The organism is Streptomyces sp. YIM 121038 (genome assembly GCF_006088715.1).
In the GTDB taxonomy this organism is placed as follows: Bacteria; Actinomycetota; Actinomycetes; order Streptomycetales; family Streptomycetaceae; genus Streptomyces.
In genome coordinates, this window is the sequence record NZ_CP030771.1 from 40705 (window position 1) to 67062 (window position 26358).

Below are 26358 nucleotides of genomic sequence, written 5' to 3' on the forward strand. Positions count from 1 at the left end.
GAACAGGAGCCACTGCGGCGCGCCTCGTATGAGCGCGACGAGTACGATCGCCAGAGGCGTGACGGCCAGGACCCCCCAGATCACGACCGCCCACATGACCGGCGTCGGTGGTTTGCGCGTCTTTGCTGAAGTCACTTCGCGGAGCATAAAAGCACTGGACCGGGAGGGGTCCCGATGCGGCTTCCTCACACCAGACTTGAAGCACTCAAGCAACCCTGGCCTGCGGCAAGAGGATGTGCCCCAGACACTGCGAGCACGCTCCCCCAGCCGCCACCCGGGCCATGACGAACAGTCCGGGCTAAGGCCGAGGACGCTGTGCGTGCTGCTCGTGCGGGGTCTCGGGCTGGCGTATCCACGCGGCCAGGAGGCGGAGTGCCTCTTCGGAGCTGGAGCCTGCTTCGGCGGTGTAGACGCTCAGCCGCTGGTCGGGATCGGCGGGCAGGGTGAGGGACTCGTAGTTGAGGGTGAGCGGGCCGACGATCGGGTGGTGGAAGTGTTTGCTGCCATGCGTGTGGCGGTGCACGTTCTGGTCGGCCCACCAGCGGCGGAAGTCCTCATCCGCGATGGAGAGTTCACCGACGAGTTCGGCAAGGAGCGGGTCGTGGGGGTGGCGTCCGGCGTCGCGCCGCAGCGAGGCGACGATGTCCCGGGCGTGGGTGTCCCAGTGGGTGTACAGCGAGCGGGCGGTCTCGTCGCCGAACATGAACCGCACCAGGTTCCGCTCGCGGTGCGCCAGCGCGTCGAAGTCGGTGAGCAGCGCACGTGCCATCTGGTTGGAGGCGAGTACGTCCAGTCGCCGTCCCAGTACCAGGGCGGGGGTGTGTTCGAGGATCCGGAGCAGGTCGTGCAGCCCCGGGCGGACCGGCTGCGGACGCGTTGCCGTGCGGCGGGGCCTGCCCGTGACGGGCTTGGCGAGCTGGAACAGGTGGGTGCGTTCGACGGGGTCGAGGCGCAGCGCGCGGGAGATGGCGTCCAGGACGGTCTCGGAGACGTTCAGCCGGCGTCCGCGTTCCATACGTACGTAGTAGTCGACGCTCACGCCCGCCAGGTGGGCGATCTCTTCGCGGCGCAGTCCTGGCACGCGCCGGGTGCCGCCGTCGTCGGGCAGGCCCGCCTGGCGCGGGGTGATCCGTGCCCGCCGGGAGCGGAGGAATTCACCGAGAGCTGTGTTGCGGTCCATGCCGTTCACGATAGGGCCCAAGATCGGCCGGATGGTTCGCGAAGGGGGGACTGGCAGTCCCCCGGTCGGGCTGTCCCGGGGGCGGAGCGGGCCCCCGGGAAGACGGTCAGTGGCCCATTCGGGTGCTGAAGTGGAGCGTGTCGAGACCGGCCGGGCCTGACCGCCGCGGTGGGTCTGCGTTCGCATCGTACGAAGGGAACTCCTGTGTCGGACACCAAGACATTCCTGATCACCGGCGTCAGCACCGGCCTGGGCCGCGCCCTGGCGCGTGCGGCGCTGGCCGCGGGCCACCGGGTGGTGGGCACGGTGCGCACGCCCGCCGACGCACGGGGCTTTGAGGCGGTCGCCGGTGACGCGCACGCCCGCATCCTGGACGTGACCGACCACGACGCGGTGGACGCGGTCGTGGCCGAGACCGAGCGCGATCTGGGCCCGGTCGACGTACTCGTCGCCAACGCCGGGTACGGCCATGACGGGCTCTTCGAGGAGTCGTCGATGGACGACCTCCGCCGCCAGTTCGAGGTGAACGTCCATGGAACCGTGGCGGTGATCAAGGCGGTTCTGCCGCACATGCGGGAGCGCCGTCGGGGCCACATCATCGCCGTCACCTCGATGGGCGGGCTGATCACCATGCCGGGCCTCAGCTTCTACCACGGCAGCAAGTTCGCGGTGGAGGGCATCCTCGAGACGCTCGGCAAGGAGGTCGCCGGTTTCGGCATCCATGTCACCGCCGTTGAGCCGGGCAGCTTCCGGACCGACTGGTCCGGCCGCTCGATGATCCGTTCGCCCCGGGCGATCGCCGACTACGACGAGCTGTTCGAGCCGATACGCGCCCGGCGCGTCCACGGCAGCGGCACCCAGCCGGGCGACCCGGACAAGGCCGCGGCCGCGGTACTGCGGATCGTGGCGGCCGACCAGCCGCCGGCGCGCCTGCTGCTGGGCAACGACGCGCTTCGGCTCGTGCGGGCCGGACGCGACGCCTTCGAGCGCGACCTGCGGGCATGGGCCGGGCTCTCGGCCTCCACCGACTTCGACGACGTCGGCCGGTCCGCCTGACGTCACCTGTCGGCGGGGCCCCCGGGCGCGGGGTCCCGCCGGCGGCCGTCAGCAGCAACCCGGCCCGGCCCGTACTTGGTCCACACCGCAGACGGGGATGCTCGTAGCCGCCTCGCGCCACCCGGCGCCTGCTGGTCACCGGGTCACCGGGTCACCGGGGAGAGGCCACAGCTCAAGCCGAGGAGCCCAACGCCCTACGGACCGGCCCACGGCCACCTCCACGACCGCAGGTGCACGGCCTCCGCGAGCCGCCCGACGGCGCCGTAGGCCGTGGTGCCGTGCCCCGGCCCGCGAGTGCGGTGTCCGGCCCGGCCGGTCAGGCCGCGGGTGGGATGTTGTGGTTGACGCGGAAGAGGTTGTGCCGGTCGTAGCGGCGCTTGAGTGTCGTGAGGCGTTCGTAGTCGCGCGGCCGGTAGGCGCGGCGTACGCGCGTGGCGGTCTTGTCGTGGTCGGTGAGGAAGTTGGGCTGGGTGTGCCCGGTCAGGGAGGGGCCGAGGATGTCGAAGACCTGCTGCTGCCCGGCTTCGAGGGCGGCGTCCTTGGCCGGATCCGGGGCCACGTCCGCGACGAACAGGTTGAACGCGGCATCGCGCGGTCCGACCGCGTTGGGGTGCTTGGGGGCACGGGCGAGCGCACCGCCGAGGTGGCGGATCTCGACGACCATCGGGGGGCGGTCGGCGTCGGGGCCCGCGGCGCGCAGCAGGCGCCCAAGGGTCGCGTCGTCCAGTGCCCGCAGCGCACCGGCGCGCTCGCGCGTGCGGATCGGGCCCGCCGGGTCGGCGTAGATCTTCGCGAGGTCGGTGTAGGGCATCTCGGCCACGCTGTCCTGGGCGGGGCCGAGGGCGCGCAGCGGGCGCAGCAGTTTCTCGCCCTCGGCCGCGTTGCCGGTGAAGGCGACGCGCAGCTTGGCGAGGGTCTTGCCGCGCAGTGGCTCGGGGAAGGCGGGGCTGTCGGTGGGGACGTTCACGATCACCAGTGAGGTCGTCATGCGTTCGGTGAGGGTGCGGGTGAACTTCTGGTAGGTCTTGAGGAGTTCGGGTACGCCGCCGGTGAACAGCATGTTTCCGCCGTACAGGCGGGTGAGGGGGAAGAGCGCCGTCTCGATCTCGGTGATCACGCCGAAGTTGGACTTGCCGCCGCGCACCGCCCAGAACAGGTCGGCGTCGCGGTGCGGGGTGAGCCTGCGCCGCCGTCCCTTGGCGTCGACCAGGTCGACGCGGGTGACGTGGTCGGCCGCGAAGCCGACGGTGCGTCCGATCACCGGGAGGCCGCCGCCGCTGGTGTACCCGGTGACGCTGACGTCCACGGCCGAGCCGCTGGCGGGCGCCAGGCCGTGGGCGGCGGCCGCGTCGATGAGTTCGGAGAAGACCACGCCGGGGCTCACCACGGCGGTGCGCCGGGCGGCGTCGATGCGGATGCGCTTGAGCCGGCGGGTGTTGATGAGCAGTCCGCCGTGTGCGGAGCGGGCGATGCCGTGGCCGGTGGCCTGCACGGCGATCGGCACGCGGTGGTGGGAGGCGATGCGTACGGCGGTGGCGATGTCATCGGCGTGGCACGGCACGACGATCGCCGCCGGGTGGTGGTCGATGACCCGGTGGTAGGCGGCGCGCTCCGCGTCGTAGGCCGCGTCCCCGCGGACCAGTACCCGGTCGTCGGGCAGGGCGCGGCGCAGCTGTGCGGCCAGAGCGCGCTCGCCCCGGGTCGCGGTCGTGCTGTCCTGGGCGGGCGCCGGGGCGGCGGCCACCGCACCGGCGGCGACGGCGAGGGCGCCGGCCCCCGCGGCCTTGAGCGCGGTGCGGCGGCCGGGCTGCTGCTGTGACACCTGGTGCTTCCTTGTCTCTCGTGAACTCTCGTGCCGTACGGATACGGCGACGCCGGGGCGTCACGGAGAAAGCTGGCATCTGGTGATCAACAGCGGTTCAACGGTGGGTAAGCGGGCCGGGGTGCGGCTTCTGTGGCTGCGTGGGGTGGTCCGGGGCTGTTCGCCTCAGACCACCCCAGCTGCGGCGCGGCCGGGACGGCCAGCCAGGGGCGGTCGGCCGTGTCGTCGAGGTCGGGCCGGCCGTGCCGTCAGGGGCCTTTGCTACTGGTGCGGGGTGCGCGGCTGGATCCGGTGGTCGAAGGCGGCGCCGCCGACGTCGACCGTGGTCAGCCCGCCGTCGATGGTGAGGACGGCGCCGTTGACGTAGGACGCGGCGGGTGACAGCAGCCAGTCGATCGCCTCGGCGACCTCCTCCGGATCGCCCGGCCGCCCGGCGGGAGTCAGCAGGGTCGCCTCCTCGTACGCCGCCTCGGTGCCGCCCTCGAGGCCTGCCTCCGCCGCGAACCGGGCCATCCGCTGGTCGGCCATCTCGGTGCGCACCCAGCCCGGGCACACGGTGTTGGCCCGCAGCCCCTGGGGCCCGTAGTCGACAGCCAGGGAGCTGCAGAGGTGGAGCAGGGCTGCCTTGGATGTCGCGTAGGCGGCGTTGCCGGCGCCGTTGCGCAGGGCTGCGACCGAGGCGACGGCGACCACCGCGCCGCGGGCGGCCAGCAGATGCGGCAGCGCGGCGCGCAGCAGCAGGAACGGGCCGGTGAGGTTGGTCCGCATCAGCTCTTCCCAGTCCTCGACCGTGGTGTCGCCGACCGCGCCCCCTCTCCCGGTTCCGGCGTTGAGCACCACACCGTCGAGCCTCCCGTAGGCCGTCACCGTCGTTTCGACGAGGTCGCGCACGGCCTCGGGGTCGCCGGCGTCGGAGGGGTGGGCCAGCGCTCCGGTCTCCTTGGCCACCCGGTGCAGCGGCTCGGCTCGCCGCCCGGAGATCACGACCTGGTGCCCGGCCGCGCGCAGCAGCCGGGCGGTGGCGGCCCCGATTCCCGTTCCCCCGCCCGTCACCAGGACAACACGCTGTTCTGCCATGGTCGTTCGCCTCCAAAGATCGGCTTCCGGTTCCCCGCAGGTCGAGCATACGAAGCGCTCGTGCTGCCGGGTCGGCCGGGCTGGCCTGGTCGGAGCAGGCCGTGAAGTGCCAGGACTCTGCCTGTTGTTGGGGGCCCGCGGCTTCACGACAACGCACGGCATCCCGCCAGGTCCAGCCCGGCCGGAGTGAGGAGGCCTTCCTGGAGGCGGTCGCCGCGCTGGGGGTGCTGTCCTGCGGTGCCGCACCGGACGCGGCGAGCCGGGCGGGCGGGCCGCCCGGAGGGGAGCCGAGTTGGCATCGCGTGGTGATCCTTGGGGCTGCCCGGGCACCGGCCCGGGTGGGTACGGGAGGACCGGCCCCGCATCCGGCTGCGGCCCTTTAGGCTGAATCGCTCTGGGATCCGATCGGGTACATCACGGAGGTGTTCATGGGGGAACTGGACGGCCGTACCGCGCTGGTGACGGGCGGCTCGCGCGGGATCGGGCGCGCGGTCGCTCTGCGACTGGCCGCCGAGGGGGCGCTGGTCGCGGTCCACTACGGCGGCAACGACGCGGCCGCTGCGAAGACCGTGGCGCAGATCGCCGAGACCGGCGGCCGGGCGTTCGCGGTGCGGGCCCGGTTCGGTGAAAGCGGCGCGGTGGACCGGCTGTTCGACGGGCTCGCTGCCGGGCTCGCCGACCATGGTGCGGACGGCCTGGACATCCTGGTCAACAACGCGGGCATGCACTCGGTCAGTTCGATCGGGCAGCTCACCGAGGAGGAGTTCGCGCGGCTGCTGGCCGTCAACGTGAGTACGCCCGTCTTCGTGGTCCAGCGGGCGCTGGCGCTGCTGCGGGACGGCGGGCGGATCGTCAACGTGGGCTCGGCGTCCACCCGGATCGCGGACCCCCACCAGATCGGCTACACCGTCACCAAGGCGGCGCTGGCCGCCCTTGGCCCCTCGCTCGCCAACGAACTGGGCCGGCGTGGGATCACCGTGAACACGGTCGAACCCGGGGTGGTGCTGACCGACATGATCGCCCACTACGCCGAGGTGCCCGAGGCGGTGGCCGGACTCGAGGCGATCACCGCGCTCGGACGGATCGGCGAGCCGGAGGACGTCGCGGACGTGGTGGGCTTCCTGGCGGGACCGCGGGGGCGCTGGGTGACCGGCCAGAGCATCGACGTCTCCGGCGGCACCTATCTCGGGCCGATCGCGCCCCGGTGATCTGGCGCGGGCGCGTACCGGGGCCGTGACGTCGGCCTGCGCCGCCTCAGCGAAGTGCGGTGCTGGTCCTCCCCGGTGCCTTGGCGGCCGTAAGGGCCAGCGGCACCTTCTTCAGCTCCTGCTGCGCGGCCGCGCAGGCCGCCGGGGCCGGTGAGGATGAGCGGGGCGCTCCCGGCCGGATCCGGGGCACGGGTGAACTGGCCGCGCCCAAGGGACGGCGGACTGCGGCGCGGACCGGGAGCCCGCGGGCGCTGGCGGGATGAGGACCGGTATGTGCGCCTGCGTGTGCGGCAGGGGCCCGGGTAGCGCGCGCTGGGTGCGCGGGTGGCGGGCGGCGTATCGGCCCAGGCGCTGCGGCAGGCACATCAAGACTCGGGCGTGCCGGGCGGAGAGGGAGGCGAGGTCGCCGCGGTCCCGCGCGGCGAGCGCCCCGCGCACGTCGGCTTTCGCTTCCGTGAGCCAGGTGAGGGCGGCTCGGATTGCCGTGCTCCCGGCCGCGTCGGCCCCCTTGCAGCCGGGCCACGCCCTGGGGCCGTTCAGGCGGATGCTGTTGGCGATTTCGGACCTGATGCCTGCCCGCGCCGCGCTGAGGCGACTTCTGGCCGAGCTGGTCGGCGGGCATGAGGACGGGCGTGCGGGGCTCCCCGTCAACGGCGCGTGCCGGGGGCGTCCTGCCTCCCAGGCTCTGATGGTTGAGAGGAAGCCGCAATATCATTCATTCGGGTGATTATTCGCTAAAACCCTCAACTCTGCCTATACGGGGTGGATCCTGCAACTGCGGCGTGATTCTCACTGGCCACGACAAGAGGGGAAGGACCCTTCATGCGTGCACTCAACCGAATCGGCAGGGCAACTCTGGCCATCGGCGCGGCCGCCGCGCTGGTCACGGGCCTGTCCACCAGCAACGCCCAGGCCGCCACCGGCACGTTCTTCTACACGCGGGCGGACAACGGGCATGAGACGACCCTCAACGTCCCGACACCCAATGGCACATGCATCGCCGTCAGCGGTGGTGCACGTGATGCGCACAACGACACCGACACCGACGCCACCATGTACACGAACAGCACCTGCACGGTGTTCGCCGGCTTCGTCGGCTCCCGGAACTTCGAGACGTTCTCGTCCCCCTTCCCGACCTTCGTGAAGTTCGGCTAGCCCCGTTCCCCTGCCGGGGGCGGCGCCCGGTCGTACCGACGATCAGTCCGTCGCCGCCCCCGGCCACCGGCGGCCGCGCTCCGGCCGGAGGTACCTCGTTCACCGGCCCCTGGCAGCGCGTCGTCGCTGATGCCGCCCTCGCGGGCCGCCTCCGCACGCGTCCCGACGAGGCGGCAGGAGGGCATAGCGCCCCCGTCACGTCACGTCGGCCGGATGCGGGTGCGGATCGAACAGATGCAATAATCGTCGCTGTGACGATAATGATCGAGGATGTGCGGTCCGCGGTGCACGAGATGTCCGCGAAGCTCTACGGCGGGCGCCGGTACGACCTGGTCGGGTTCAGCATCCGCGACGGCTCCTACCCCTGGATCGAAGTCCACGACGGAGTCATCCACTGGACCCTGATGGAGCGCGGCGTGCGATACGGCCCCACCACCACCGAGGACCTGCACGAGGCCATGCACTGGGTCGCTCTCGACGCCACCAGGTCCATGGCCATGCGCTGGGAGCTGGGCCAGCGGGACCGGTGGCCCGAGGACCGGGACACACGGATCGGCTGGAACGCCAAGCAGGTCGCCCTCCTGCGTCTCCTCGATGACCAGTGGGCCGAGGAGTACCGGGCGGATATCCCCGTGCGATGCCCGGGAGTCCGGCTTGAGGACGTGGACGCCCACCCCCTCGCCGCCTGGGTCGCGATCAAAACCGCCGACGAGTCCTTCCTCGCCCGGCAGTGGCGCACCCTGCGCGACAAGCTGCGCGAACCGTACTGAGTTCCCCGTGCCCCTGGCCCTGCCCGCACCGCCACCGGCCGCATTGCGCCCCCTCCCCCGTCTCGCGCTTACGGTGTGCGGGTCACCCACAGCAGTTCCGCCGGCCAGCGGTGTGCCCAGTGGGGCGGGTCGGTTTCGTTGCAGCCGTTGGGTCTTCCGGGTTCGGGCCGCGGCTCGATGAGGTCGTCGATGACGAGACCCGCGCCGCGCAGGACCCTGACCCAGTCGCCGCAGGTGAGCTGGTCGCGCCGTCGCCTTCGGCGGTCGTGCTCGCGCTGGTAGGCGCTGCTGATCCGGTTCCAGAGCCGCCGGTCGGCGGGGATGCTGTCCACGCGCCGGCTCCAGCACTGCCTGCCGGGGGCGGTCAACACGATGAGGGCACCGGCCCGCCCTCGGCCCCGGTCGGGCCGGCGCGTGCGCGGGCGGTCACCGACGAGGCGCGCGGCTTGTCACGGCTGCTCATTCAGCAGCCTCGCCGTCACCGGTCCCGCGACCAGCGGCTGCAGGGGCACGCAGTCGTGGACGTTCCCCTTGAGGTCCGAACATGATCAGGTACTCGACCGGTCCGGTGGATCCGGCGTTGGCGAGTCCGTGGGGGACGCGGGTGTCGAACTCGATGACGTCCCCGGCGGTCAGGACGAGGTCCTGGTCGCCGAGCGCGATCCACAACCGCCCGTACAGGACGCACAGCCACTCGTAGCCCTCGTGGGTCCCCTGGCGGGGCCGCCCGGGCGGCTCCCCGACGGCGGGCAGGACGTGCTTGTGGGCGTGCAGGCCGCCGACGTACCGGGTCAGCGGCAAGACCGCCTTGTCGTCGCCGAAGCTGTGCGGCGCCGTGCTGCGGGGCCCGGCCGCAGGGGCGGGTGCGGTGCCGGCCAGCTCGTCCAGGGAGACTTCGTATTCCTTCGCCAGCTGCAGCACCACCTCCAGGGTGGGCTTGCGCCGGCCGGTCTCGATCCGCGACAGCGTGCTGGACGAGACGCCGGTCGCGCGGCTGACAGCGGCGAGCGTGACGCCGCGGCGCTCGCGCACGGCCCGCAGCCGCGGCCCCATCGCCGCCAGCGTCCGGGCCACGTCGTCCCCTGCCACCGTCCCCGTTCCCTCCCGCCGCGCCGCTTCACCGCCCTGTCCTGCAACCTTGCCAGACCGGCAACGCTGATCGCGCCGGACGGCCGCGGCACCGCATGATCGACGGGTCCCCGCCGGCCGCCCACGAACCGAGGAGAAGTCCCCATGCGATCCCAGCCGACCGCCGCACCGCGCCACCGCACCGTCCAGGCCCCGGCCGGGCGCCTGCACCTGGTGGAGCAGGGCACCGGCCCGCTGGTCCTGCTCGTCCACGGCTTCCCCGAGTCCTGGTACTCCTGGCGCCACCAGCTCCCGGCCCTCGCCGCGGCCGGGTTCCGGGCAGCGGCGATCGACGTACGCGGCTACGGCCGCTCCTCCAGGCCCGCCGCAACCGACGCCTACCGCATAGTCGACCTGGCGGAGGACAACGTCGCCGTCGTGCGCGCCCTCGGCGAGGAGAGCGCGGTGATCGTCGGCCACGACTGGGGCTCCAACATCGCCGCCGCCTCCGCCCTGCTCCACCCCGAAGTCTTCCGCGCGGTCGGCTTGCTGAGCGTCCCCTACGCACCGCCCGGCGGCCCCCGCCCCACCGACGTCTTCGGCCGGATCGGCGGCCCCGAGCAGGAGTTCTACGTCTCCTACTTCCAGGAGCCCGGTCGCGCCGAGGCGGAGATCGAGCCCGACGTCCGCAGCTGGCTCGCCGGCTTCTACGCGGCCCTGTCCGCCGACACGATGCCGGCCGAGGGCGAGCCCGACCCGCACTTCGTCACCCGCGGCGGCCGGCTGCGCGACCGCTTCCCCACCGGCCCGCTCCCCGCCTGGCTGACCGAGGACGACCTCGACGTCTACGCCGCGGAGTTCGAGCGCACCGGCCTGACCGGCGCCCTCAACCGCTACCGCACCATGGACCGCGACTGGGAAGACCTCACCCCCCACCGCGGAGCCCCGCTCACACAGCCCGCCCTGTTCATCGGCGGTGCCCTGGACGCCTCCACCACCTGGATGGCCGACGCCATCGACGCCTACCCCACCACTCTCCCCCGCCTGTCGGCCTCCCACCTCCTGGAAGGCTGCGGCCACTGGATCCAGCAAGAACGCCCCGACGAGGTCAACCGCCTGCTGACCGACTGGCTCACCACGACGCAGAGCTGAACCAGGCCGACTGCCAGGGCAGCTTGGCGCCGCGTTCCGGGCGGGCCGCACCGAGGCAGCCCGCGCCGGTCTGCTCGCCGAGGCCGAACAGCCGCACCGCACCTGGCCAACAACGCAGGCGTGGTCGGCCCCGCGCGCACGCCCGCCAGGTGCCTACCACGCACTTCGAACACCACCCGGGCACCGGCAGCCTGACCACGGATCAGGTCCGCCTGCGGGGCATCCGGCCGGACCTCCGGCCGGGATCCCTCACGACGTACAGGGCCGCTTCGGCGACCGTCCTCTCGGTCAGTTCCCCGCCCCCGCGCTTCACAGCGCGGCTGAAGAGCCGCCGCACCCGGGCGTAGAAGTCACCGCCCGCCTGCGTCGCGACGGCCTGGGCGAAGGGAACGACGGCCGCGGCCCCCCACGATCATCGCCGCATCGATGGCGCGCAGCACCGCCACGGCAGCCGCACCAGAAGGTCGCCCCTTCTGCTGCCCGGCGGTGCAGGCTCTGCGGTCCGCGTGCCGCTGCCATGCGCCCCCTCGAACGGGCTGCCGAGATCACGGCGAGCTCAGTTGAGCGGCAGCCCCTGACCGAGAAGGGATGATTGGTTCAACTATGCCTGAAACAGGGGGTTTTGGCGCTCAACGGAGGGGGCCGATGCAGTCTGATGGCAGGGGGAGACCCACATCAGGGCCGAGGTCGTCACGATCCAGGAGGTCGGTGCCGCCTCGAGCACCGGGCAGGCCAGGCTCGTTGGGGTGTGGCCCGTCTCCCTTCCCATCGCTGAGTCCGACGAGGACTACGACTGGGACTGGGACTGGGACATCGCGGACAAGATTGACTGGATCATTCATCACATCACCGGGGGCTTCAAGCTCTACGCCACCAAGGGCTGGGGCGGCCTCCTCCAGGCGAAGACCAACGGCACAGGCGCGCCCCGCGCTTCCCACGTGACGGAGGGCGCGGCTGCCGGCTCCAGCGGGCGTGATCACGTGCTGGGCCCCGCGCTGCCCCGGTCGTCTTCTAGGGTCGTTTCCATGATGATCGATACGGGGACCACCGGCCCGCTCTTCGATGCCCTGCGGGCGGACGCTCTCACCAGCCCGGATCAGCTGGCCGAGCTCTACTCGCAGCCGAACCCGAACGCACTGCGCAAGGAGACCGACCACCTGACCGAACAGACCCGCGCGCTGATCGGCTGTTCCTCCCTGGTGTTCATAGGCAGCGCCGACGCCGAAGGGCGGGCGGACGTGACGCCGCGCGGGGGCCCGGCCGGGTTCGTCTCCGTGCTGGACGAGCGGACCCTGGTGATTCCCGACGCGACCGGCAACAAGCGGCTCGACACCCTGCACAACGTGCTGCAGACCGGGCGTGCCGGACTGGTCTTCCTCATCCCCGGCCGCCCGACCACGCTGCGCGTCAACGGCCGCGCCTGCGTCTCCGCCCGCCCGGAACTGCTCGAACAGCTCACGCCCGTCGGCAAGCCGCCCGTCACCGCGCTGGTGGTGCACGTCGAACAGGTCTACCCCCACTGCCCCAAGTCGCTGATGCGCGCCCACGCGTGGCAGCCGGAGAAGTGGGTGTCCGCCGACGCCCAGCCCGCCAGCGCCGAGGTGACGCTGGCCCAGCTGAACCTGCCGGGCCTGACGGTCGAGCAGGTCGAGGAGGCCGAACGGGAGTCGCTGCGCCTGCGTTACGAGTGAACCGGACGCGGGCGCGCCCCTCGCCTCCCGCGCCCCGCCTCCTGGGCTCCTGCGGCCGCGCTGCGGCATGCCTGCGGGGCCCCCGGGGCGGGGCCCGGCCGGCGGGCTAAGGCACTCCCCTGCGTCTAAGGCCCCCGCCTCGCTGGAAGATGCGGAACCTTCCCGATGTGCCGCATCCGCCTGGGAAGCGACAGTGGAGTCATCGCACAGAGCGAGACACCAGCACCGCAGGGGGAGAAGAAGATGTTCGACTACGAGATCCACCAGTTCCGCGCCGCCGAGCTCGCCCAGGAAGCCGCCCGCCACCGCCTCGTACGAGAGGCGCGCAAGGCCGCCGCGCCGCGCCGCCGGGTGCTGGGCCGGGAAGGGGCCAAGGCCCGCCTGACGGCCGCGCGCACCAGGGCCGCCGACCGCTACACCCGCGCGGCCTGACCCCCGAGGTGCGGTGACCGGTGCCGGTGGCGGGCGTCGCCCGGACGGGTGTTCGGGGTTGCGGGGCTTGGGTCCCGTGCGCACGGTGAGTGCGCGTACAGCCTTGTCGCACGAGTCGCCGAGCGGTGCTGCGGGTACCCGCCGCCGGGGCGGCCCGGCCGATCTCCCGCCTGGAGGCCCCGTCATGCGCCACTCCGCCCGCCGCCGTGCCGCGGCCTGCGCGCCGCTCCTCGTCCTGGGTGTCCTGCTCGCGCCCTGCGCCCCGGCGTGGGCCGATACCGGGCGGGCGAAGAGCGTGCGTGCGCCGGACGGCCGGCGTGATCTGATCAACTTCGGCACCGTCAAGTGGTTCAACGCCGAGAAGGGGTACGGCTTCATCGCGCCGGACGTCTCCGGCCCGGACGTCTTCGTCCACTACTCGCAGATCATCGGCGTGGGGTACCGGAGCCTGCGGGAGGGCCAGCGCGTGGAGTACCAGGTGGCGGAGGGACCCAAGGGCCCGCAGGCCGTGAACGTCGTCCCTCTGTGAGCGTGCGTCACCCGGGCCGGCGGCGCTCACGGCCCGGTGCGGGTGCGGGGCCCGGCGGCCTGCGGCGTCACGCACCCCCGCCCCGCCCGGCGGGCGGTGCCGCGGGGCGGGGCGGGGGCGCGTGAGGGGCCGGGCGGGCCGGGGGCCGGACGGGGGTCAGCAGGCTCCGAGGTCCTGCCAGACGCCCCACTGGCCGGTGGTGCCGGGTTCCTCGCCGGTCGTCCACCACTTGGCCTTCCAGGTGTGGCCCTTGTGGGAGACCTGCTGGCCCGCGGTGTAGACCGTGCCGGAGGCCCAGGGGGCCGCGGTGCACTGGTTGCCGCTGCCGCCGGTGATGGTCAGGGAGTAGGTCGTGGAGTGGGCGGCCGAGGGGCTCGTGGCGGTGACGACGAGGCTGTAGGTGCCGTTGACGGCCGCCTGGGTGGTGGAGACGGTGAGGGTCGAGGTGTCGCCGGCCGTGACCGAGGCGGGGCTGAGGGAGGCGGTGACCCCGGCGGGTGCGCCGCTGACGCTCAGGTCCAGGGTGCGGGCGCCGCCCGCGGTGACCGCGGTCTTCAGGGTGCTGGTGGCGGAGGTGCCTGCCTTGAGGGTGGCGGCGGGCGGGGAGAGGGCCAGGGAGAAGTCGTCGCTGGGCGGGGTGTTGCCGCCGGTGAAGGGCGCGAAGACGCGGGAGAAGTCCCAGGTGCCCTGTTCGATGCCGGAGCAGTCGTCCCTGGCTCCGCCGCCGGGGCACTTTCCGTTGTCGCGCTGCAGGGCCCAGAAGCTGAGCGTGTTGATTCCCTTGGCGGTCGCCCAGTCGTAGACCGTTGTGGCGTTGGGCAGGGTGAAGGTCTCGGCGGGGCCGAAGTCGTCGACGCCCGGCATCTCGGTGACGCCGATCATGCCCCAGAGCTGGGCGGGGGTCTTGGCGGGGTAGAGCTTGGCGAGCTGGTCGTACAGGCCCTGGGCGGCGGTCTTGGTGTCCTGGGCCATGTCGTGCTGGGCGTTGTCGTAGTAGTCGAACGTCATGATGTTGGCGACGTCGACGCGCGCGCCGTTGGTGACCGCGTTCCTGAGCAGGGCCAGGCCGCTGGCCGCCAGGCCCCGGGTGGTCGTCGGCAGGGTGTAGGAGATCTCCAGCTTGCGGCCCGTGGAGGCGGCCCAGTCCTGGACCTTTTTGATCGCCTTGTTGCGGCGGTCGATGCCCGCGGTGTTGTCCAGGGCGTCGACCTCGATGTCCATGTCGAGCCGGGGGACGTCGTAGGTCGTGATGACCTTCTGGTAGACGGCGGCGATCTGGTCGACGTCGGTGCAGCTGTCGGCGATCTCGGTTCCGGTGGTGTCCGCCGTGTAGCCGCCGAAGGAGGGGATGACGTCTCCGCCGCGGCCCTGGATCGTCTTGATGTCGGCGCCGAAGGACTTGGTGTCGACGGGCAGTGAGGTGTCGCCGTTCCAGTAGGCGGTGCAGGAGCCCTTCGTCGCCGTCTGGAGGAAGGCCATCGTCAGGTGCTTGGCGCCGGACTGGGCGCTGAGGGCGGCGGGGCTCTCGCCCGTCCAGGACTCGAAGTAGGGGGCGAAGACGTGGGCGGGCAGCGGGGTGGCGGCCTGGGCGGGGGTGCTGGAGAGCGCGGTCAGGCCCAGAGCGGCCACCGCGGTGGCCGCCGCGGCGAGAGCGGCAGGGAGGGAACGCAGACGTCTCATGGCCATCCCAAAGGGGTGAAGGGGCGTCAGGGAGGGTCTGACGCAGGGCTGTTGCCCCACGAGGTAGCCATGTGGTCATAGGCATGTCAATGGTATGGACCAAGCAAGGACTAGGCCAATTCCGGGGCGTTCCGTGCCGACGGCGGCCGCGGGCGGGGCCGCGCGGCGGGGGCCGCTGGTCAGACGGCCGTCCCGCCCCGGGCCGCGGGCGGCCGTCCGGGGCGCCCGTCCGTACCGCTTGACCGTAATTTCAACAACCTCCGGGCCCGGCGGGACCCGCCCCCGTGCGCGCCGCCCGCGTACGCTCCAGGGCCTGGCGGGCGGCGAGATAGCCCGCGACCCGGAACGCCAGCTCGTGGGAGCCGAACGCATCGGCGCGGGCAGCGCGCAGCACCGCCCGGACGGCCACCACGATGCCGTGCCCGGGCAGGCGCAGCTGCTCCTCGATCCCCGCGGCCGCGGCCGCGAAGAAGCGCGGCAGGTCCCCGGCGGGCTCGTACTCCACCGTCAGCCCCGGGGCCGTCTCGAAGACGAAGCCCTCGGCGGCGGGCTCGAAGTCCACGGTGACCCCCGCGAAGTGCGGCGCGCAGTTCTGGCGCTGGTGCAGCACGCACACGCCGCGGACCGGGTACGGCGGGAACCGGGGCGGCGCCAGGGTCATGCCGCAACGCTACCCCGCACGGGTGAACGGCCGCCGCGTGCCGGGGTGTCCGCGTCCCCGCGACGGGGCAGGGTTCCCGCGGCGAGACAGGGTTCTCGCGGGCGGGCTTCGGGAGGCGGGCAGGGTGAGCGTGGACCGGCACGGCCAGGTGATGACGGACACCGGCGCCGCAGCGGTGCGGCACTACGAGCAGGCCCTGGAGGACCTCCTCTTCTTCCGCGGAGAGGTGTCCGGGCAGGTCGGGGCCGTGCTCGAGGCCTCGCCCCGCTCCGCCATGGGCCACGTCTTCCGCGCCTACCTCGGACTGCTCGGCACGGAGGAGAAGGACGCGGCCGAAGCGGCCGCAGCGTTCACCGCGTTCCGCCAGGGCATTGACGCGGGCGGGCTGAGCGTGCGCGAGCGCCTGCACACCGAGGCCGCCTCCTGCTGGCTGGCGGGCGACCTGCACCGGGCCGGCCGGCTCCTGGGCGACCTCGTGGTGGCCCACCCCAAGGACGTCCTCGCCCTGGCCGTCGGCCATCAGATCGACTTCTTCACCGGCAACGCCGTCCTCCTGCGCGACCGCATCGGCGGCGCGCTGGCCGCCTGGGACCGCGAGGATCCGCACTACGGCCTGCTGCGGGGCATGTACGCCTTCGGCCTGGAGGAGGCCGGGCACTACACCCTGGCCGAACAGGTCGGCCTGGAAGCCGTCGAACGCAACGCCCGCGACGTCTGGGGCATCCACGCCGTCGTCCACGCCCTGGAGATGCAAGGACGGCACGAGGACGGCATCGCCTACCTCGACGCCCGCACCGAGGCCTGGTCGGCCGGCAACTACCTGAACGTCCACAACTGGTGGCACTACGCCCTGTACCTGCTGGAGACGGGGCGCACCGACAAGGTCCTGGCCGTCTACGACGCGGCCCTGCACCACGACGGTTCGGCCGGGGCGGCGATGGAGCTCCTGGACGCCGCCGCGCTGCTGTGGCGCCTGTACCTGGCGGGCGCCGACACCGGCGGCCGCTGGCCCGTGCTGGCCGACGCGTGGGCGCGCCGGGGCGACGGGCCCCACTACGCCTTCAACGACGTCCACGCCGTCATGGCCTACGTCGGGGCCGCCCGCACCGGCGACGCCCAGCGCCTGATCCGTGAGCGGGAGAGGTGGCTGCGCGAGGCCGGTGCGGGGCCGTCCAACGTCTCGATGACCGCCGAGATCGGCCTTCCGGTGTGCCGGGCGCTGGTGGCCTACGGGCAGCGGCGCTACGCCGAGGTGGTGGACCTGCTGCTTCCGCTGCGCTACCGCTTCCAGGAGTTCGGCGGCAGCCACGCCCAGCGGGACGCCCTGCAGAAGACCCTCGTCGAGGCCGCCTTGCACGCGGGCCGGTACGACCTGGGCCGCGCGCTGCTGAGCGAACGCATCAGCCTGCGCTCCCGCTGCCCCTACAACCAGCGGGCGTGGGCGCGCCTGACGGCCGGGCGGCGGCCGGGGTCCGGGTGAGCGACGGGGCGGCCCGCGGGCGCCCCGGCCCGGCGGGCGGGTGCCCGGCTGTGTAGCGCCCTGCCGCGGGGGGGGGTGCTGGCGGTGGGTGTCGGTGTCAGGGGCGGTGTCAGCGGGGTGTCAGGGCGCTGACAGCAGCGGCGGAGATCGTAGAGACATCAAGCACCGACCCGGTGGCTCTCACCACCGGCCGAACCGCTCAAGGAGCACCCCATGTCTCTGGCCCTCATCGCCCTCACCGACCAGGACAAGAACACCCTGCGCACCGCCGCCTACGGCGCCGTCTCGCTGATGGCCGCCGCCGACGCCGCCGGAAAGCCCCACAAGACCGCCACCCAGGGCACCATCGCCCTGACCTCCGCCACCGGCCAGGTCGGACACGTCCTCGCCGAGAAGACCCCCCTCAAGAACCTCAAGGGCACCACCACGGCCGCGCTCGCCGAGCACGTCCTGCCCGCCCTGACCGCGGCGATGCAGCTGCTCCAGCGCCACTCCCCCGCCGAGGCCGCCAACTTCCGCGCCACCGTGACCACCGCCGTGCAGGCGGCCGCCCGCGCCCACCGGGCCGAGCCCGGTCCCGCCCTGGCCGCCATGGCCCGCAAGATCACCGATGCCCTCGACGCCGCCTGACCGCAGGGCCCGCCCGGGCCCTGCGCCCGCGCTGCCCGCGTCGCCGTACGGGGACGGCGGGCCGGCCGCCCGGCGGGGGTTACAGGTGCAGGAGCATGAGGATTTCGTCGCGGTCGTCTCCGGGGGCCAGGCGCAGGGCGCCCGGCCAGCGGCCGATCTCCCGCCAGCCCAGGCGGGCGTAGAAGGTCTCCAGGCCCGCTCCGGCGCGCGCGGCCAGGTGCAGTTGCTCCAGGCCCATCTCGTGGGCCGCGACGTGGTGGGCGTGTGCGGTCAGGGCGGCGCCGATGCCCCGGCCGCGCATGCTGGGGTGGGTCTGCACGTGGTGCACGGTCCCCCAGTGGGCGGTCAGGGGCGAGGAATCGCGGCGCAGGTGCAGCCAGCCCACCAGTTCGCTGCCGTCCCAGGCGGTCAGCAGGCGGGACGTGTGCGGGGCGAGGCCCTCGATGATGGTGTCGAGGGCGGGCGCGGCCTGCTGGGTGCCGATGGGCGGTAAGGGGAAGCCCGCGGCGCCGCCGTCGTTGGTGACATCGACCCAGCACTCGAGCAGGGCTTGGCGCACATGCGCGTCGATGTCCCGGGCCGAGGCGACTTGATGCAGGTGGAAGGAGTCGGTGGTCATGGCGCGGAGTCTGGCAGGGCCCACTGACATCGCCCGCCGTGCTCCGGGGCTCCGGCACACCGCCCGGGGTGACTTCGCGCCAGGGCGGGTGCGGCGGGTGTGCCGGTGCGCGCCGCCGGTTGTCGTGGCGGCGCACATCCGCTGCCTCGCCCGGGCGGGGCCCGCTCGTGAGGCCCCGCTGATCGCGCGGGTGGGCGGGGTCCGCGGGGCCGGTCGCCTTGTGGGTGGTGTGCGCCGTGTCCGGGCTCGCCGGGTCGATCCGTACCGGCCATCCCGCAGGCACCGCGGCCAGGACGGCGCCATGCCGCACGGCCACCGGGTGTCCTCGGCGCGCCCGGCCCGGCGGGCAACTCGGCGGCCTGCCCGGCGGCATGCGTCACCCGGTGGCCGTCCAGGCGGTGGCCGTCCAGGCGGTGCGTGTCAGTGGCAGGGACTACCTTCGGGTGGCCCGAGGTATCCACCGGTCTCTACGGGCTCCACGGGCTCGACGAAGAGGATCGCCACGCATGGCTCTGCCGGCTTCCGCCGTTCACGGCGTCGCTCTGACCGAACGCGTCATCGCCCGCGTCGAGGCCGACCCTTCCCGGCCGGTCCTGGACTACGCCCCGTGGGCCGGGCCCTGGAGGTCCGCCCCGTCCTCGCCGCTGCCCGCCGGCGTGCTGGACGGCGCCGTGTTCCCCAGCGGCCGCCCGCTGCCGCCGAGCCTGCGGCGCTGGCTTGCCTTCGACAGTGAACTGCTGTGCCGCTTCGGCTGGTTCGGGCCCGCGTACGGGTTCACGCCGCGCACGCTCGGACAGCTCGCGCGGGAGGAGTTCGGCGACGGGTGGGGGGCGTGTTACGAGCCGCTGTCGGCGCGCTTCGACGAGTGCTTCCTGCTGCCGGGCGGATCCGACTCCCGCCGGGTCCTGGCCACCGGCGCCGTCGACGAGTACGGCGAGTACCCGGTGTTCGCCCTCGACATCGACGACCTCCCCTGCATCGAGCTGATGTACCCGGGCCTGGATGTGTACCTGGCGGACACGGCCGGGCTCGTCACCCGTGCGGGGCACGGCTATTCCGCGCTGGCCGACGACCCGGCGTACGGGCCGCGGATGCGGGCCCACGCGCGCCAGGTGTTCGCCGGCGAGCTCGCCCAGGAGTGCCTGGGGTGAGTTCGCCCCGGTGTGCCGTGCCGTCGGGGGTCCAGGCGCTCGTCGCCGCCGGTGGCGCGGGCAAGGTCCCAGGTGGGGATCAGGACGTCAAGCGGTGAGCATGCGGCTGCCCTGCGTGTCCCCCTGGTGGCTTTCCGCGCCCGGCCGCGCTGCCGCCGGGCGCGGCGGCAGCGCGGGGCGCCCGTGCGCAACAGTGGCTGCCGCGGCTCTTGTTCTCGGTGAGCCGTGGGGGCACGCTCGGTGACCGAGTGGGCGACGTAGAGTTCGTCCTGATCTTTTCCGAGGGGCGCGGGCGGTGACCGTACGAGTGCGTGCGGGTGCCGGGAGGGAATGTGGGATGCGTTCACGCAGCAGGGCAACGGGCGCGGCCGGGGCGGGAGTTGAGCCGCAGGGCGCGGCGGGGCCGGGCGGGGAGGGGGTGGGGCGGCGGCGGTTCCTCGGGTTCGTGCTGGCCGCTCCCACCCTGGTGACGGCCGCCGAGCTGGGGGCGGCGCCCGCGGCCGAGGCGGACATCACCGAACTGGTGGACCTCAACGACGTGATGACCACCGCGGCGCTGCCGACGTCGAACCTGATCACGGTCGAGGTGCACGCCGACGGCACGGTCTCCTTCGCGCTGCCGCGGGCCGAGGTCGGCCAGGGCATCACCACGTCGACGGCCATGCTGATCGCCGAGGAGCTGGACGTGCCCCTGGAGCGGGTGCGCGTCACCCTGGCCGATGCCCGGCCGGAGCTGGTGTTCAACCAGCTCACCGGCGCCTCCAACACCACCATCTCCACCTATCTGCCCATCCGGGTGGCCGCCGCCGTCGCCCGGGAGCGGCTGCTGCGGGCCGCGGCCGCCGAACTGCGCGCCCCGCTCGCCGGTCTCACGCTGCGGGCGGGCACCGTCACCGACGGCGCGGGCACCGCCATCGGCATCGGTGCGCTCGCCGCCAAGGCGGCGAGCGTCACGGTGCGGCGCGCCTGGGTGGACCTCAAGGACCGCGCGGACTTCACCGTCATCGGCCGGCCGCACAACCGCATCGACGCGCTCGCCGCGGTGACGGGCCGCAAGAAGTTCGCGATGGACCTCGACGTGCCCGGCGCGCGGCCGACCATGGTGTGCCGGGCGCCGACCATCAACGGCCGGGTGGGTTCGGTGGCCAACCTCGATGAGGTGCGTGCCATGGCGGGCGTCACCGATGTCGGCGTGGTCTCCACCGGGGTCGCGGTGCGCGCGCGGACCTTCGGGCAGTGCATCGAGGCCGTGCGCGCGCTGCGGGTGGCGTGGCGGCCCGGCAGCGCGGACGGGGCCTCGGACGAGTCGGTGCTCCAGGAGCTCAAGGAGGCGGAACTGCCGCTGGGGCTGCCCGCGCTGACGCCGTCGGTGGAGGCCCGCTTCACCTTCCACTTCCGCGGCAACAGCGCCCTTGAGCCCAACTGCGCGATCGCCGACGTGCGGGCGGACCGGGCGGAGATCTGGTCGGGCCTGAAGGCGCCGATCGTCGCCAAGCAGGCCATCGCGGCCCGCCTGGGGCTCGCCCCGGGCGCCGTGACCGTGCACGTCACCGAGGGCGGCGGCTCCTTCGGGCGCAAGCTGTTCCTCGACGCCGCGCTGGAAGCCGCCGAGATCTCCCAGACGTTCGGCAAGCCGGTCAAGCTCATGTGGCACCGGGCGGACGACGCGCGCCAGGGCCGCGCCCACCCCATGGCCACCTCCCGGGTGCGGGCCGCCTACGCCGGCGGCACGGTGCTCAGCTACAAGCAGCGGCACACCAGCGTGGCCACCGACTTCGGCCACGGGCTCGGCGAGGTCTTCACCGCCCTGGCCGCGAAGCTGCCGGTGGGCGACGCCGCGTTCTCCCAGACCTTCTTCCACCTCACCCAGTCCATGCCCTACGACATCGCCGTGCACAGCCGGCTGCTGAGCGAGACCAACAAGGGCTTCAACACCGGCAGCATGCGCGGGGTCTACTCCCCCGACGTCGTGTGCGCGCGCGAGCTCATCATCGATGAGCTCGCCGCGAAGACGCGCCAGGACCCCCTGGCCCTGCGGCGCGGTCTGCTGCGCGAGAAGCGCTTCCGGGCCGTCCTGGACAAGGCGGCCGAAGCCGGCGGCTGGGGGCGGCCGATGCCGGCCGGGACCGCGCAGGGCATCGCCTTCCACGGCGAGTACCGGTCGGCCAGCGCCGTCCTGGTCGAGATCGACTGCCGTCCCGAAACGGTGAACAGGCCGGTGCGGGACGGGGTGAGCGGGCCGCGCGTCACCAAGGCCGTCGTCGCCGTGGACGTCGGCCTGGCCGTCAACCCGCGCGGCCTGGAGGCGCAGATGACGGGCGCCGTCATGGACGGCATCGCCCAGGTGCTGACCTCCAGCCTGCACCTGCGCGAGGGACACTTCCTCGAGGCGAGCTGGGACAACTACTTCTACACCCGGCAGTGGAACACCCCCCTGGAGCTGAAGGTCCTGCTCATGCCCTCCGCCGGCGGCGAGCCCGGCGGCGCCGGGGAACTGGGCGTGGCCGCCTCCATGGCCGCCGTCGCCTGCGCCTACGGGCGGGCGACGGGCACCATGCCCACCCGCTTCCCGGTCAACCACGGCACGCTCTCCTTCACGCCCAAGCCGACCGTGCCGCCCGTGCCCGCCTCGCCCACCGACGGCCTGGACCACGTCCGCTGAACCGCCCCGCCCCCACCCCCGCCCCCTGCCCGTCAAGGGCCGCCCCACACCGAGGAGTTGCCGTGCCCGAGCACACGTTCCGTCTCAACGGCGAGCAGGTCACCGTCGAAGCCGCCGATGACGAGCGGCTGTTGTGGGTGCTGCGCGACCTGCTGGGCGTGACCGGGCCGAAGTACGGCTGCGGCATCAACGTCTGCAAGGCCTGCACCAGCCACCTCAACGGCAAGGCGGCCAACCCCTGCGCCATCCCGGTCAAGGACCTCGCCCCCGACGACGAGGTCACCACCATCGAGGGCCTGGCCGCCACCGTGGACGCCGAGCTGCACCCGATGCAGCAGGCCTGGCTGGAGCAGGACGTGGCCCAGTGCGGCTACTGCCAGCCCGGCCAGATCATGGCCGCCGTGGCCCTGGTGCGCCGCCTCGCCCAGGAGGGCCGCGCCGTCACCGACGCCGACCTGGACGGCATCCGCAACATCTGCCGCTGCGGTACGTACCCCCGCATCCGCGAGGCGATCCGGGCCGGCGCCGAGCGGATGTGAAGCATCCCCGCGGGCCTGCGGGGCGTGCCGGGCGCGGTGGCACCGGCGGGCCCGCGGCCGGTGTATGATCTTCACGTAACTCCGGTGCAGGGCACGGGAGTCACGCGTCTGTGGTCCAAGGAAAGACGTCCATCATCCGATGGGAAATGCAGGTGCAAGGCCTGCCGGGCGCTCCACACGAAGGCCCCCTCCGCCCGGAGGGGGCCTTCGCCGTTCCCGGGCGGGGCCGGGGGCTGCGGCGGTGTGTCACGGGGCCTTCAACGTACGGAAAACGCTATGTTGCGTTCATTTTCGGGTCAACGAATGAGGTGGCCCGTATGGGGTGGGTGCCCAGTTCAGCAGGGGGAAACTCTTGCAAAGGGCCTGCTGGTTAATGCAATGAGTGGCTGATTCATGCTTTGCAACGAGCTGTATCTGTACGCACACTGGCCACCGCACACCCAGCGCACGAGGTGACCATCCATGCCAGGAAACAGACTGACGCAGCAGGACCGCCGGCTCATCGCGGCGGGGATGGCCGACGGGCTTTCGTACACCGAGATCGCCAAACGCCTGCGGCGGCCGACGTCGACCGTCACCCGGGAGGTGATGCGCAACGGCGGCCCCCGCGAGTACCGGGCCGACCGCGCCCACCACGCGGCCGGGCGCCGGGCCCGGCGCGGCAGGCCCCCCGCCGCGGGCGCGGCGCAGCCCTCGGTGCCCGATGCCCAGGCCCACGGCTACGGCCGTGACGCCCAGGCGGTGCGCGACTTCGAGCAGCAGCTCGTGCGGCTCCTGGTCGGCATCGGCCTGCAGGGGATGGTCTCGCGGGTGCTCGCCTGCATCTGCGTCACCGACTCCGGCAGCGTCACCGCCGCCGACCTCGCGCGACGCCTGCACGTCAGCCCGGCCTCGGTCTCCAAGGCCATCAGCCAGCTGGAGCAGCAGGAGATCGTGCGCCGCGAGCGCGACGCGGGCCGCCGCCACGACCGGTACCTGATCGACGGCGACGTGATGCACCGCGCGATCCTGGGCAACCTGCGGCGCAACGCCGCCCTGGCGCAGACCGCGTACGAGGGCGCGGGCATCCTGGGCGCCGACACGCCCGCGGGGGCGCGGCTGCGGGGGATGGGCCTGCTGCTGGACCACGTCAGCCAGAGCATCATCCGCTCGATGCGGCAGTGGCGGGACCTGACCGCCCCCGTCCCCTCCCCCGCCGCCGCGGTGGAGCAGGAGTAACAGCGCGCCGCGGCGGGGTGGTTCACAGCTGGCGCAGGGCGCCGCCGTCCACCGCCCATTCGGCGCCGGTGACCTGCCCGGCCAGGGGCGAGAGCAGATAGGCGATGACGCGGGCGACGTCGTCGGGGGTGCCGATGCGGCCGGTGGGCAGGCGGCGCACCTCGCGCACGAAGTGGTCGACGGCTTCCTCGCGGGGGCGCTGGAAGCGGGCGGCGAGCTGGTCGGCGAAGCCGCCGGGGGCGTCGAACAGGGCGGTGCGGGTGGGGCCGGGCGAGACGACGTTGGAGCGCACCCCGCGGGGGCCGAACTCCGCGGCCAGGGTCATGGAGACCGACAGCAGCGCGGTCTTGGCGGCGGCGTAGTCGACGACGGGGGCGTCGGGGAAGCGGGCGGCCTCGCTGGCGACGTGGACGATGCTGCCCGCCCCGCGCTCCAGCAGGGCGGGCAGGGCGGCCCGGCTCATGCGCACCGCGGAGTGGAAGTTCAGCGCGAAGCTGTGCAGCCACTGCTCGTCGCTCACGTCCAGGAAGCCGGTGCGCGAGGTGAGGCCGCCGACGTTGTTCACCAGGCCGTCCAGGTGCCGGTGGCGCTCCAGGACGGCCTCCAGGAGGCGGGCGGGGGCGTCGGGGTCGGTGACGTCGGCGGCCAGGCAGTCGACGGCCGGGCCCGGGGCGGTGATCGTGTGGGGGGTGCGGGCGACGGTGACGACCTGTGCGCCCTCGGCGGCCAGCAGCCGGGCGGTGGCCTCGCCGATCCCGGCGGAGGCTCCGGTGACCAGGAAGACCTTGTCCTTCAGGTGCAGTTCCACGACAGAGGTGTCCGGTTCCTTGACGTAAAAAGGGGGGGCCACCGCGCGCGTCCCCGGCGGATCGGGGGGCGGGCGCGGTGCGGAGACCTCAGGCTAGGGCCGGGCGGGGCGGGCGCGGGGCCCGTGGGGGGTGACTGCGCTCGATCGGGTGTGGGTGGATCACCTGTCGGTCGTTCAGGTGTCCGCCCGCCGGGGCAGTGCCCGGTCCACCAGCGGGGCGGCGGCGCCGGTGTAGTGGGCGGGGTCCAGCAGCGGGGCGATCAGGGCGCGGTGGGCGGCCAGTTCGGGCCGGGCGGCCAGGACCTCGGCCAGCGGGCGCCCGGTGCGGGCGGCCTCGTCGGAGGCCTGGGACAGCAGCGCCTTGGCGCGGGCGCGGCCCAGCGGCGCGCTCAGGGCGGCGGCGAGGCGTTCGGCCAGCATGCGGCCCTGGGTCAGGCCGGTGTTGTGGCGCATCCGCTCGGGGTCGGTGCGCAGGCCCTCGGCGAGGGCCGCCGCGGTGTGGGCGGCGCCGCCGACCAGGCGCAGCGCCTCGCGCAGCGGCTGCCATTCGGCGTGCCAGGCCCCGGCCGAGCGCTCGTCCTCCGAGAGCAGGCAGTGGAAGAGGGTGGCGGCCAGGGCGGGCACCTGCAGGGCGGTGCTGCGGATCAGGGTGGACAGCACGGGGTTGCGTTTGTGGGGCATCGCCGAGGAGCTGCCGCGGCCGGGCCGGGTGGGTTCGGTGACCTCGCCGATCTCGGTGCGGGTGAGGGTCTGGACGTCGATGGCGAACTTGCCCAGCGCGCCCGCGGTGAAGGCCAGGACGGCGGCGGTGTCCGCGATGGGGGTGCGCAGGCTGTGCCAGGGCAGGTCGGGGGTGGCCAGGCCGGTCTCGGTGGCGAAGGCCAGGGTGAGGTCCTCGGTGTAGGAGGCGGGGTCGGCGGCGGCGGTGGCGTGTTCGAGGTAGCCGGCCAGGGTGCCCGCGGCGCCGCCCAGGGAGACGGGCAGGCCGCCGTCGAGGAGGCGGTCCAGGCGGGTGAGGGCGTCCTGGACGAGCTGGCGCCAGCTGGCGGCCTTCAGGCCGAAGGTGGTGGGCAGGGCGTGCAGGGCCAGGGTGCGGGCGGTGGCCAGGGTGTCGCGGTGGGTGCGGGCCAGGCGGGCCAGGGCCTGGGCGGTGCGGTGCAGGTCGGCGCGGATCAGGCGCAGCGCGTGCGCGGTGACCAGCATGGTGGCGGTGTCGAGGATGTCCTGGCTGGTGGAGCCGCGGTGGACGTGTTCGGCGGCCGCGGGGTCCAGGGCGGCGACCTCGCGGGTGAACTCCTTGACCAGCGGCACGACCGGGTTGGCGCTCTCGCGTGCGGCCAGGGCCAGCAGGCGCGCCTCGATGCGGGTGGTGGCGGCGGCCCGGGTGATGACGGCGGCCGCCGGGGCGGGGATGGTGCCCAGGCTCGCCTGGGCGCGGGCCAGGGCGGCCTCGGCCGCCAGCATCGCGTGCAGCCAGGCCTGGTCGGTGACGGCTTCCTCGGCCGGGACGCCCGCGCGGACGGGGGCCAGCAGGCCGGTGTCCTGGGCGGGCGCGCCCGCACCGGTGCCGGTGCCGGGTGCGGGGTGGCCGCTGCCGGGCAGGGGCGGGGCGGGGGCCGGGGCGGGCCCGCTGGGTTCGGGCATGGGAGCACCTCGCTGGGCGGGACGGGCACAGGGCGGCGGTAGGGGGCCGGGGCCCGCCCCCGGCGGCGGGGGGGGCGGGCGTCCGGCGGGTCCCGCCGCCCGGCGGGCCGGGGCGGCGGGAGGGGC

At 73.6% G+C, this 26358-nt stretch carries 24 protein-coding genes; 14 read left to right on the forward strand and 10 right to left on the reverse strand.

What is annotated here, in order from left to right; translation table 11 throughout:
- Positions 1 to 298: 298 nt before the first annotated feature.
- Complete coding sequence (locus tag C9F11_RS00200) at positions 299 to 1180, reverse strand: helix-turn-helix transcriptional regulator (protein ID WP_138957301.1); 882 nt, start codon at positions 1178 to 1180, stop codon at positions 299 to 301.
- A 204-nt stretch (positions 1181 to 1384) separates the two neighbouring features.
- On the opposite strand from C9F11_RS00200, the gene C9F11_RS00205 reads away from it, so the two are divergent.
- Positions 1385 to 2236 (forward strand): oxidoreductase, encoded by an 852-nt coding sequence (locus C9F11_RS00205; RefSeq protein WP_138957302.1) that lies wholly within the window; start codon positions 1385 to 1387, stop codon positions 2234 to 2236.
- 316 nt (positions 2237 to 2552) lie between these two features.
- Here the strand turns inward: C9F11_RS00205 and C9F11_RS00210 are convergent, their stop codons facing one another.
- Together C9F11_RS00210 and C9F11_RS00215 are read right to left on the reverse strand one after the other, a co-directional pair.
- A complete protein-coding gene (locus tag C9F11_RS00210) occupies positions 2553 to 4058 on the reverse strand; it encodes an FAD-binding oxidoreductase (protein ID WP_138965817.1) in 1506 nt (501 codons plus the stop codon).
- Between the two features lie 261 nt (positions 4059 to 4319).
- The gene (locus C9F11_RS00215; RefSeq protein WP_138957303.1) at positions 4320 to 5135 is read right to left on the reverse strand and encodes an SDR family oxidoreductase; all 816 of its coding nucleotides are present in this window, start codon (positions 5133 to 5135) and stop codon (positions 4320 to 4322) included.
- Positions 5136 to 5563: 428 nt separating this feature from the next.
- Here C9F11_RS00215 and C9F11_RS00220 point away from each other — a divergent pair, with 428 nt between their 5' ends.
- The 3 genes from C9F11_RS00220 to C9F11_RS00230 all read left to right on the forward strand — a co-directional run bounded on the left by C9F11_RS00220 (position 5564) and on the right by C9F11_RS00230 (position 8268).
- Positions 5564 to 6343: an SDR family oxidoreductase gene (locus tag C9F11_RS00220; protein WP_138957304.1), complete on the forward strand. Its 780-nt coding sequence runs from the start codon at positions 5564 to 5566 to the stop codon at positions 6341 to 6343.
- Between the two features lie 822 nt (positions 6344 to 7165).
- Entirely contained in the window at positions 7166 to 7498 is a 333-nt protein-coding gene (locus tag C9F11_RS00225; RefSeq protein WP_138957305.1) for a hypothetical protein, read from the forward strand.
- 260 nt (positions 7499 to 7758) lie between these two features.
- Positions 7759 to 8268: an Imm63 family immunity protein gene (locus C9F11_RS00230; RefSeq protein ID WP_249402121.1), complete on the forward strand. Its 510-nt coding sequence runs from the start codon at positions 7759 to 7761 to the stop codon at positions 8266 to 8268.
- A gap of 68 nt (positions 8269 to 8336) precedes the next feature.
- On the opposite strand, the gene C9F11_RS00235 is transcribed toward C9F11_RS00230, so the two are convergent.
- Both C9F11_RS00235 and C9F11_RS00240 read right to left on the reverse strand, forming a co-directional pair.
- Positions 8337 to 8600 (reverse strand): hypothetical protein, encoded by a 264-nt coding sequence (locus C9F11_RS00235; RefSeq protein ID WP_249401523.1) that lies wholly within the window; start codon positions 8598 to 8600, stop codon positions 8337 to 8339.
- A 127-nt stretch (positions 8601 to 8727) separates the two neighbouring features.
- Entirely contained in the window at positions 8728 to 9357 is a 630-nt protein-coding gene (locus C9F11_RS00240) for an XRE family transcriptional regulator (protein ID WP_138957307.1), read from the reverse strand.
- A gap of 144 nt (positions 9358 to 9501) precedes the next feature.
- Here C9F11_RS00240 and C9F11_RS00245 point away from each other — a divergent pair, with 144 nt between their 5' ends.
- The 4 genes from C9F11_RS00245 (at position 9502) to C9F11_RS48050 (ending at position 13140) form a co-directional block, all read left to right on the forward strand.
- On the forward strand, positions 9502 to 10488 hold the full coding sequence (locus C9F11_RS00245) for an alpha/beta hydrolase (protein WP_138957308.1): 987 nt from the start codon (positions 9502 to 9504) through the stop codon (positions 10486 to 10488).
- Positions 10489 to 11513: 1025 nt separating this feature from the next.
- Positions 11514 to 12179 carry an MSMEG_1061 family FMN-dependent PPOX-type flavoprotein gene (locus C9F11_RS00250; RefSeq protein WP_138965827.1) on the forward strand — a complete coding sequence of 222 codons (666 nt, stop codon included), beginning with the start codon at positions 11514 to 11516 and terminating at the stop codon, positions 12177 to 12179.
- 243 nt (positions 12180 to 12422) lie between these two features.
- Positions 12423 to 12611: a hypothetical protein gene (locus tag C9F11_RS00255; protein ID WP_138957309.1), complete on the forward strand. Its 189-nt coding sequence runs from the start codon at positions 12423 to 12425 to the stop codon at positions 12609 to 12611.
- 325 nt (positions 12612 to 12936) lie between these two features.
- On the forward strand, positions 12937 to 13140 hold the full coding sequence (locus C9F11_RS48050; RefSeq protein ID WP_212767888.1) for a cold-shock protein: 204 nt from the start codon (positions 12937 to 12939) through the stop codon (positions 13138 to 13140).
- Between the two features lie 156 nt (positions 13141 to 13296).
- On the opposite strand, the gene C9F11_RS00265 is transcribed toward C9F11_RS48050, so the two are convergent.
- The gene (locus C9F11_RS00265) at positions 13297 to 14820 is read right to left on the reverse strand and encodes a glycosyl hydrolase family 18 protein (RefSeq protein WP_138957311.1); all 1524 of its coding nucleotides are present in this window, start codon (positions 14818 to 14820) and stop codon (positions 13297 to 13299) included.
- A 250-nt stretch (positions 14821 to 15070) separates the two neighbouring features.
- A complete protein-coding gene (locus C9F11_RS00270) occupies positions 15071 to 15481 on the reverse strand; it encodes a hypothetical protein (RefSeq protein ID WP_138957312.1) in 411 nt (136 codons plus the stop codon).
- A gap of 124 nt (positions 15482 to 15605) precedes the next feature.
- Here C9F11_RS00270 and C9F11_RS00275 point away from each other — a divergent pair, with 124 nt between their 5' ends.
- A complete protein-coding gene (locus C9F11_RS00275; RefSeq protein WP_249401524.1) occupies positions 15606 to 16961 on the forward strand; it encodes a tetratricopeptide repeat protein in 1356 nt (451 codons plus the stop codon).
- Between the two features lie 213 nt (positions 16962 to 17174).
- Positions 17175 to 17591: a hypothetical protein gene (locus tag C9F11_RS00280; protein ID WP_138957313.1), complete on the forward strand. Its 417-nt coding sequence runs from the start codon at positions 17175 to 17177 to the stop codon at positions 17589 to 17591.
- A gap of 79 nt (positions 17592 to 17670) precedes the next feature.
- Here the strand turns inward: C9F11_RS00280 and C9F11_RS00285 are convergent, their stop codons facing one another.
- The gene (locus tag C9F11_RS00285) at positions 17671 to 18210 is read right to left on the reverse strand and encodes a GNAT family N-acetyltransferase (protein ID WP_138957314.1); all 540 of its coding nucleotides are present in this window, start codon (positions 18208 to 18210) and stop codon (positions 17671 to 17673) included.
- Positions 18211 to 18716: 506 nt separating this feature from the next.
- On the opposite strand from C9F11_RS00285, the gene C9F11_RS00290 reads away from it, so the two are divergent.
- The 4 genes from C9F11_RS00290 (at position 18717) to C9F11_RS00305 (ending at position 23780) form a co-directional block, all read left to right on the forward strand.
- Positions 18717 to 19361: a hypothetical protein gene (locus C9F11_RS00290; protein WP_138957315.1), complete on the forward strand. Its 645-nt coding sequence runs from the start codon at positions 18717 to 18719 to the stop codon at positions 19359 to 19361.
- Positions 19362 to 19698: 337 nt separating this feature from the next.
- On the forward strand, positions 19699 to 22023 hold the full coding sequence (locus C9F11_RS00295; RefSeq protein ID WP_138957316.1) for a molybdopterin cofactor-binding domain-containing protein: 2325 nt from the start codon (positions 19699 to 19701) through the stop codon (positions 22021 to 22023).
- A 62-nt stretch (positions 22024 to 22085) separates the two neighbouring features.
- Positions 22086 to 22562, forward strand: a complete 477-nt coding sequence (locus tag C9F11_RS00300; RefSeq protein WP_138957317.1) for a (2Fe-2S)-binding protein — start codon at positions 22086 to 22088, stop codon at positions 22560 to 22562.
- 462 nt (positions 22563 to 23024) lie between these two features.
- On the forward strand, positions 23025 to 23780 hold the full coding sequence (locus tag C9F11_RS00305) for a helix-turn-helix domain-containing protein (protein ID WP_138957318.1): 756 nt from the start codon (positions 23025 to 23027) through the stop codon (positions 23778 to 23780).
- A gap of 22 nt (positions 23781 to 23802) precedes the next feature.
- On the opposite strand, the gene C9F11_RS00310 is transcribed toward C9F11_RS00305, so the two are convergent.
- Positions 23803 to 24588 (reverse strand): SDR family oxidoreductase, encoded by a 786-nt coding sequence (locus tag C9F11_RS00310; RefSeq protein ID WP_138957319.1) that lies wholly within the window; start codon positions 24586 to 24588, stop codon positions 23803 to 23805.
- Between the two features lie 174 nt (positions 24589 to 24762).
- Positions 24763 to 26232 (reverse strand): lyase family protein, encoded by a 1470-nt coding sequence (locus C9F11_RS00315; protein ID WP_138957320.1) that lies wholly within the window; start codon positions 26230 to 26232, stop codon positions 24763 to 24765.
- Positions 26233 to 26358 lie beyond the last annotated feature (126 nt).

Bases quoted from the DNA above. Each gene is read 5' to 3' on its own strand.
- C9F11_RS00200 (WP_138957301.1), bottom strand. From the start codon at position 1,180: ATGGACCGCAACACAGCTCTCGGTGAATTCCTCCGCTCCCGGCGGGCA.
- C9F11_RS00215 (WP_138957303.1), bottom strand. From the start codon at position 5,135: ATGGCAGAACAGCGTGTTGTCCTGGTGACGGGCGGGGGAACGGGAATC.
- C9F11_RS00220 (WP_138957304.1), top strand. From the start codon at position 5,564: ATGGGGGAACTGGACGGCCGTACCGCGCTGGTGACGGGCGGCTCGCGC.
- C9F11_RS00225 (WP_138957305.1), top strand. From the start codon at position 7,166: ATGCGTGCACTCAACCGAATCGGCAGGGCAACTCTGGCCATCGGCGCG.
- C9F11_RS00230 (WP_249402121.1), top strand. From the start codon at position 7,759: ATGATCGAGGATGTGCGGTCCGCGGTGCACGAGATGTCCGCGAAGCTC.
- C9F11_RS00245 (WP_138957308.1), top strand. From the start codon at position 9,502: ATGCGATCCCAGCCGACCGCCGCACCGCGCCACCGCACCGTCCAGGCC.
- C9F11_RS00250 (WP_138965827.1), top strand. From the start codon at position 11,514: ATGATGATCGATACGGGGACCACCGGCCCGCTCTTCGATGCCCTGCGG.
- C9F11_RS00255 (WP_138957309.1), top strand. From the start codon at position 12,423: ATGTTCGACTACGAGATCCACCAGTTCCGCGCCGCCGAGCTCGCCCAG.
- C9F11_RS00265 (WP_138957311.1), bottom strand. From the start codon at position 14,820: ATGAGACGTCTGCGTTCCCTCCCTGCCGCTCTCGCCGCGGCGGCCACC.
- C9F11_RS00270 (WP_138957312.1), bottom strand. From the start codon at position 15,481: ATGACCCTGGCGCCGCCCCGGTTCCCGCCGTACCCGGTCCGCGGCGTG.
- C9F11_RS00280 (WP_138957313.1), top strand. From the start codon at position 17,175: ATGTCTCTGGCCCTCATCGCCCTCACCGACCAGGACAAGAACACCCTG.
- C9F11_RS00285 (WP_138957314.1), bottom strand. From the start codon at position 18,210: ATGACCACCGACTCCTTCCACCTGCATCAAGTCGCCTCGGCCCGGGAC.
- C9F11_RS00290 (WP_138957315.1), top strand. From the start codon at position 18,717: ATGGCTCTGCCGGCTTCCGCCGTTCACGGCGTCGCTCTGACCGAACGC.
- C9F11_RS00295 (WP_138957316.1), top strand. From the start codon at position 19,699: ATGCGTTCACGCAGCAGGGCAACGGGCGCGGCCGGGGCGGGAGTTGAG.
- C9F11_RS00305 (WP_138957318.1), top strand. From the start codon at position 23,025: ATGCCAGGAAACAGACTGACGCAGCAGGACCGCCGGCTCATCGCGGCG.
- C9F11_RS00315 (WP_138957320.1), bottom strand. From the start codon at position 26,232: ATGCCCGAACCCAGCGGGCCCGCCCCGGCCCCCGCCCCGCCCCTGCCC.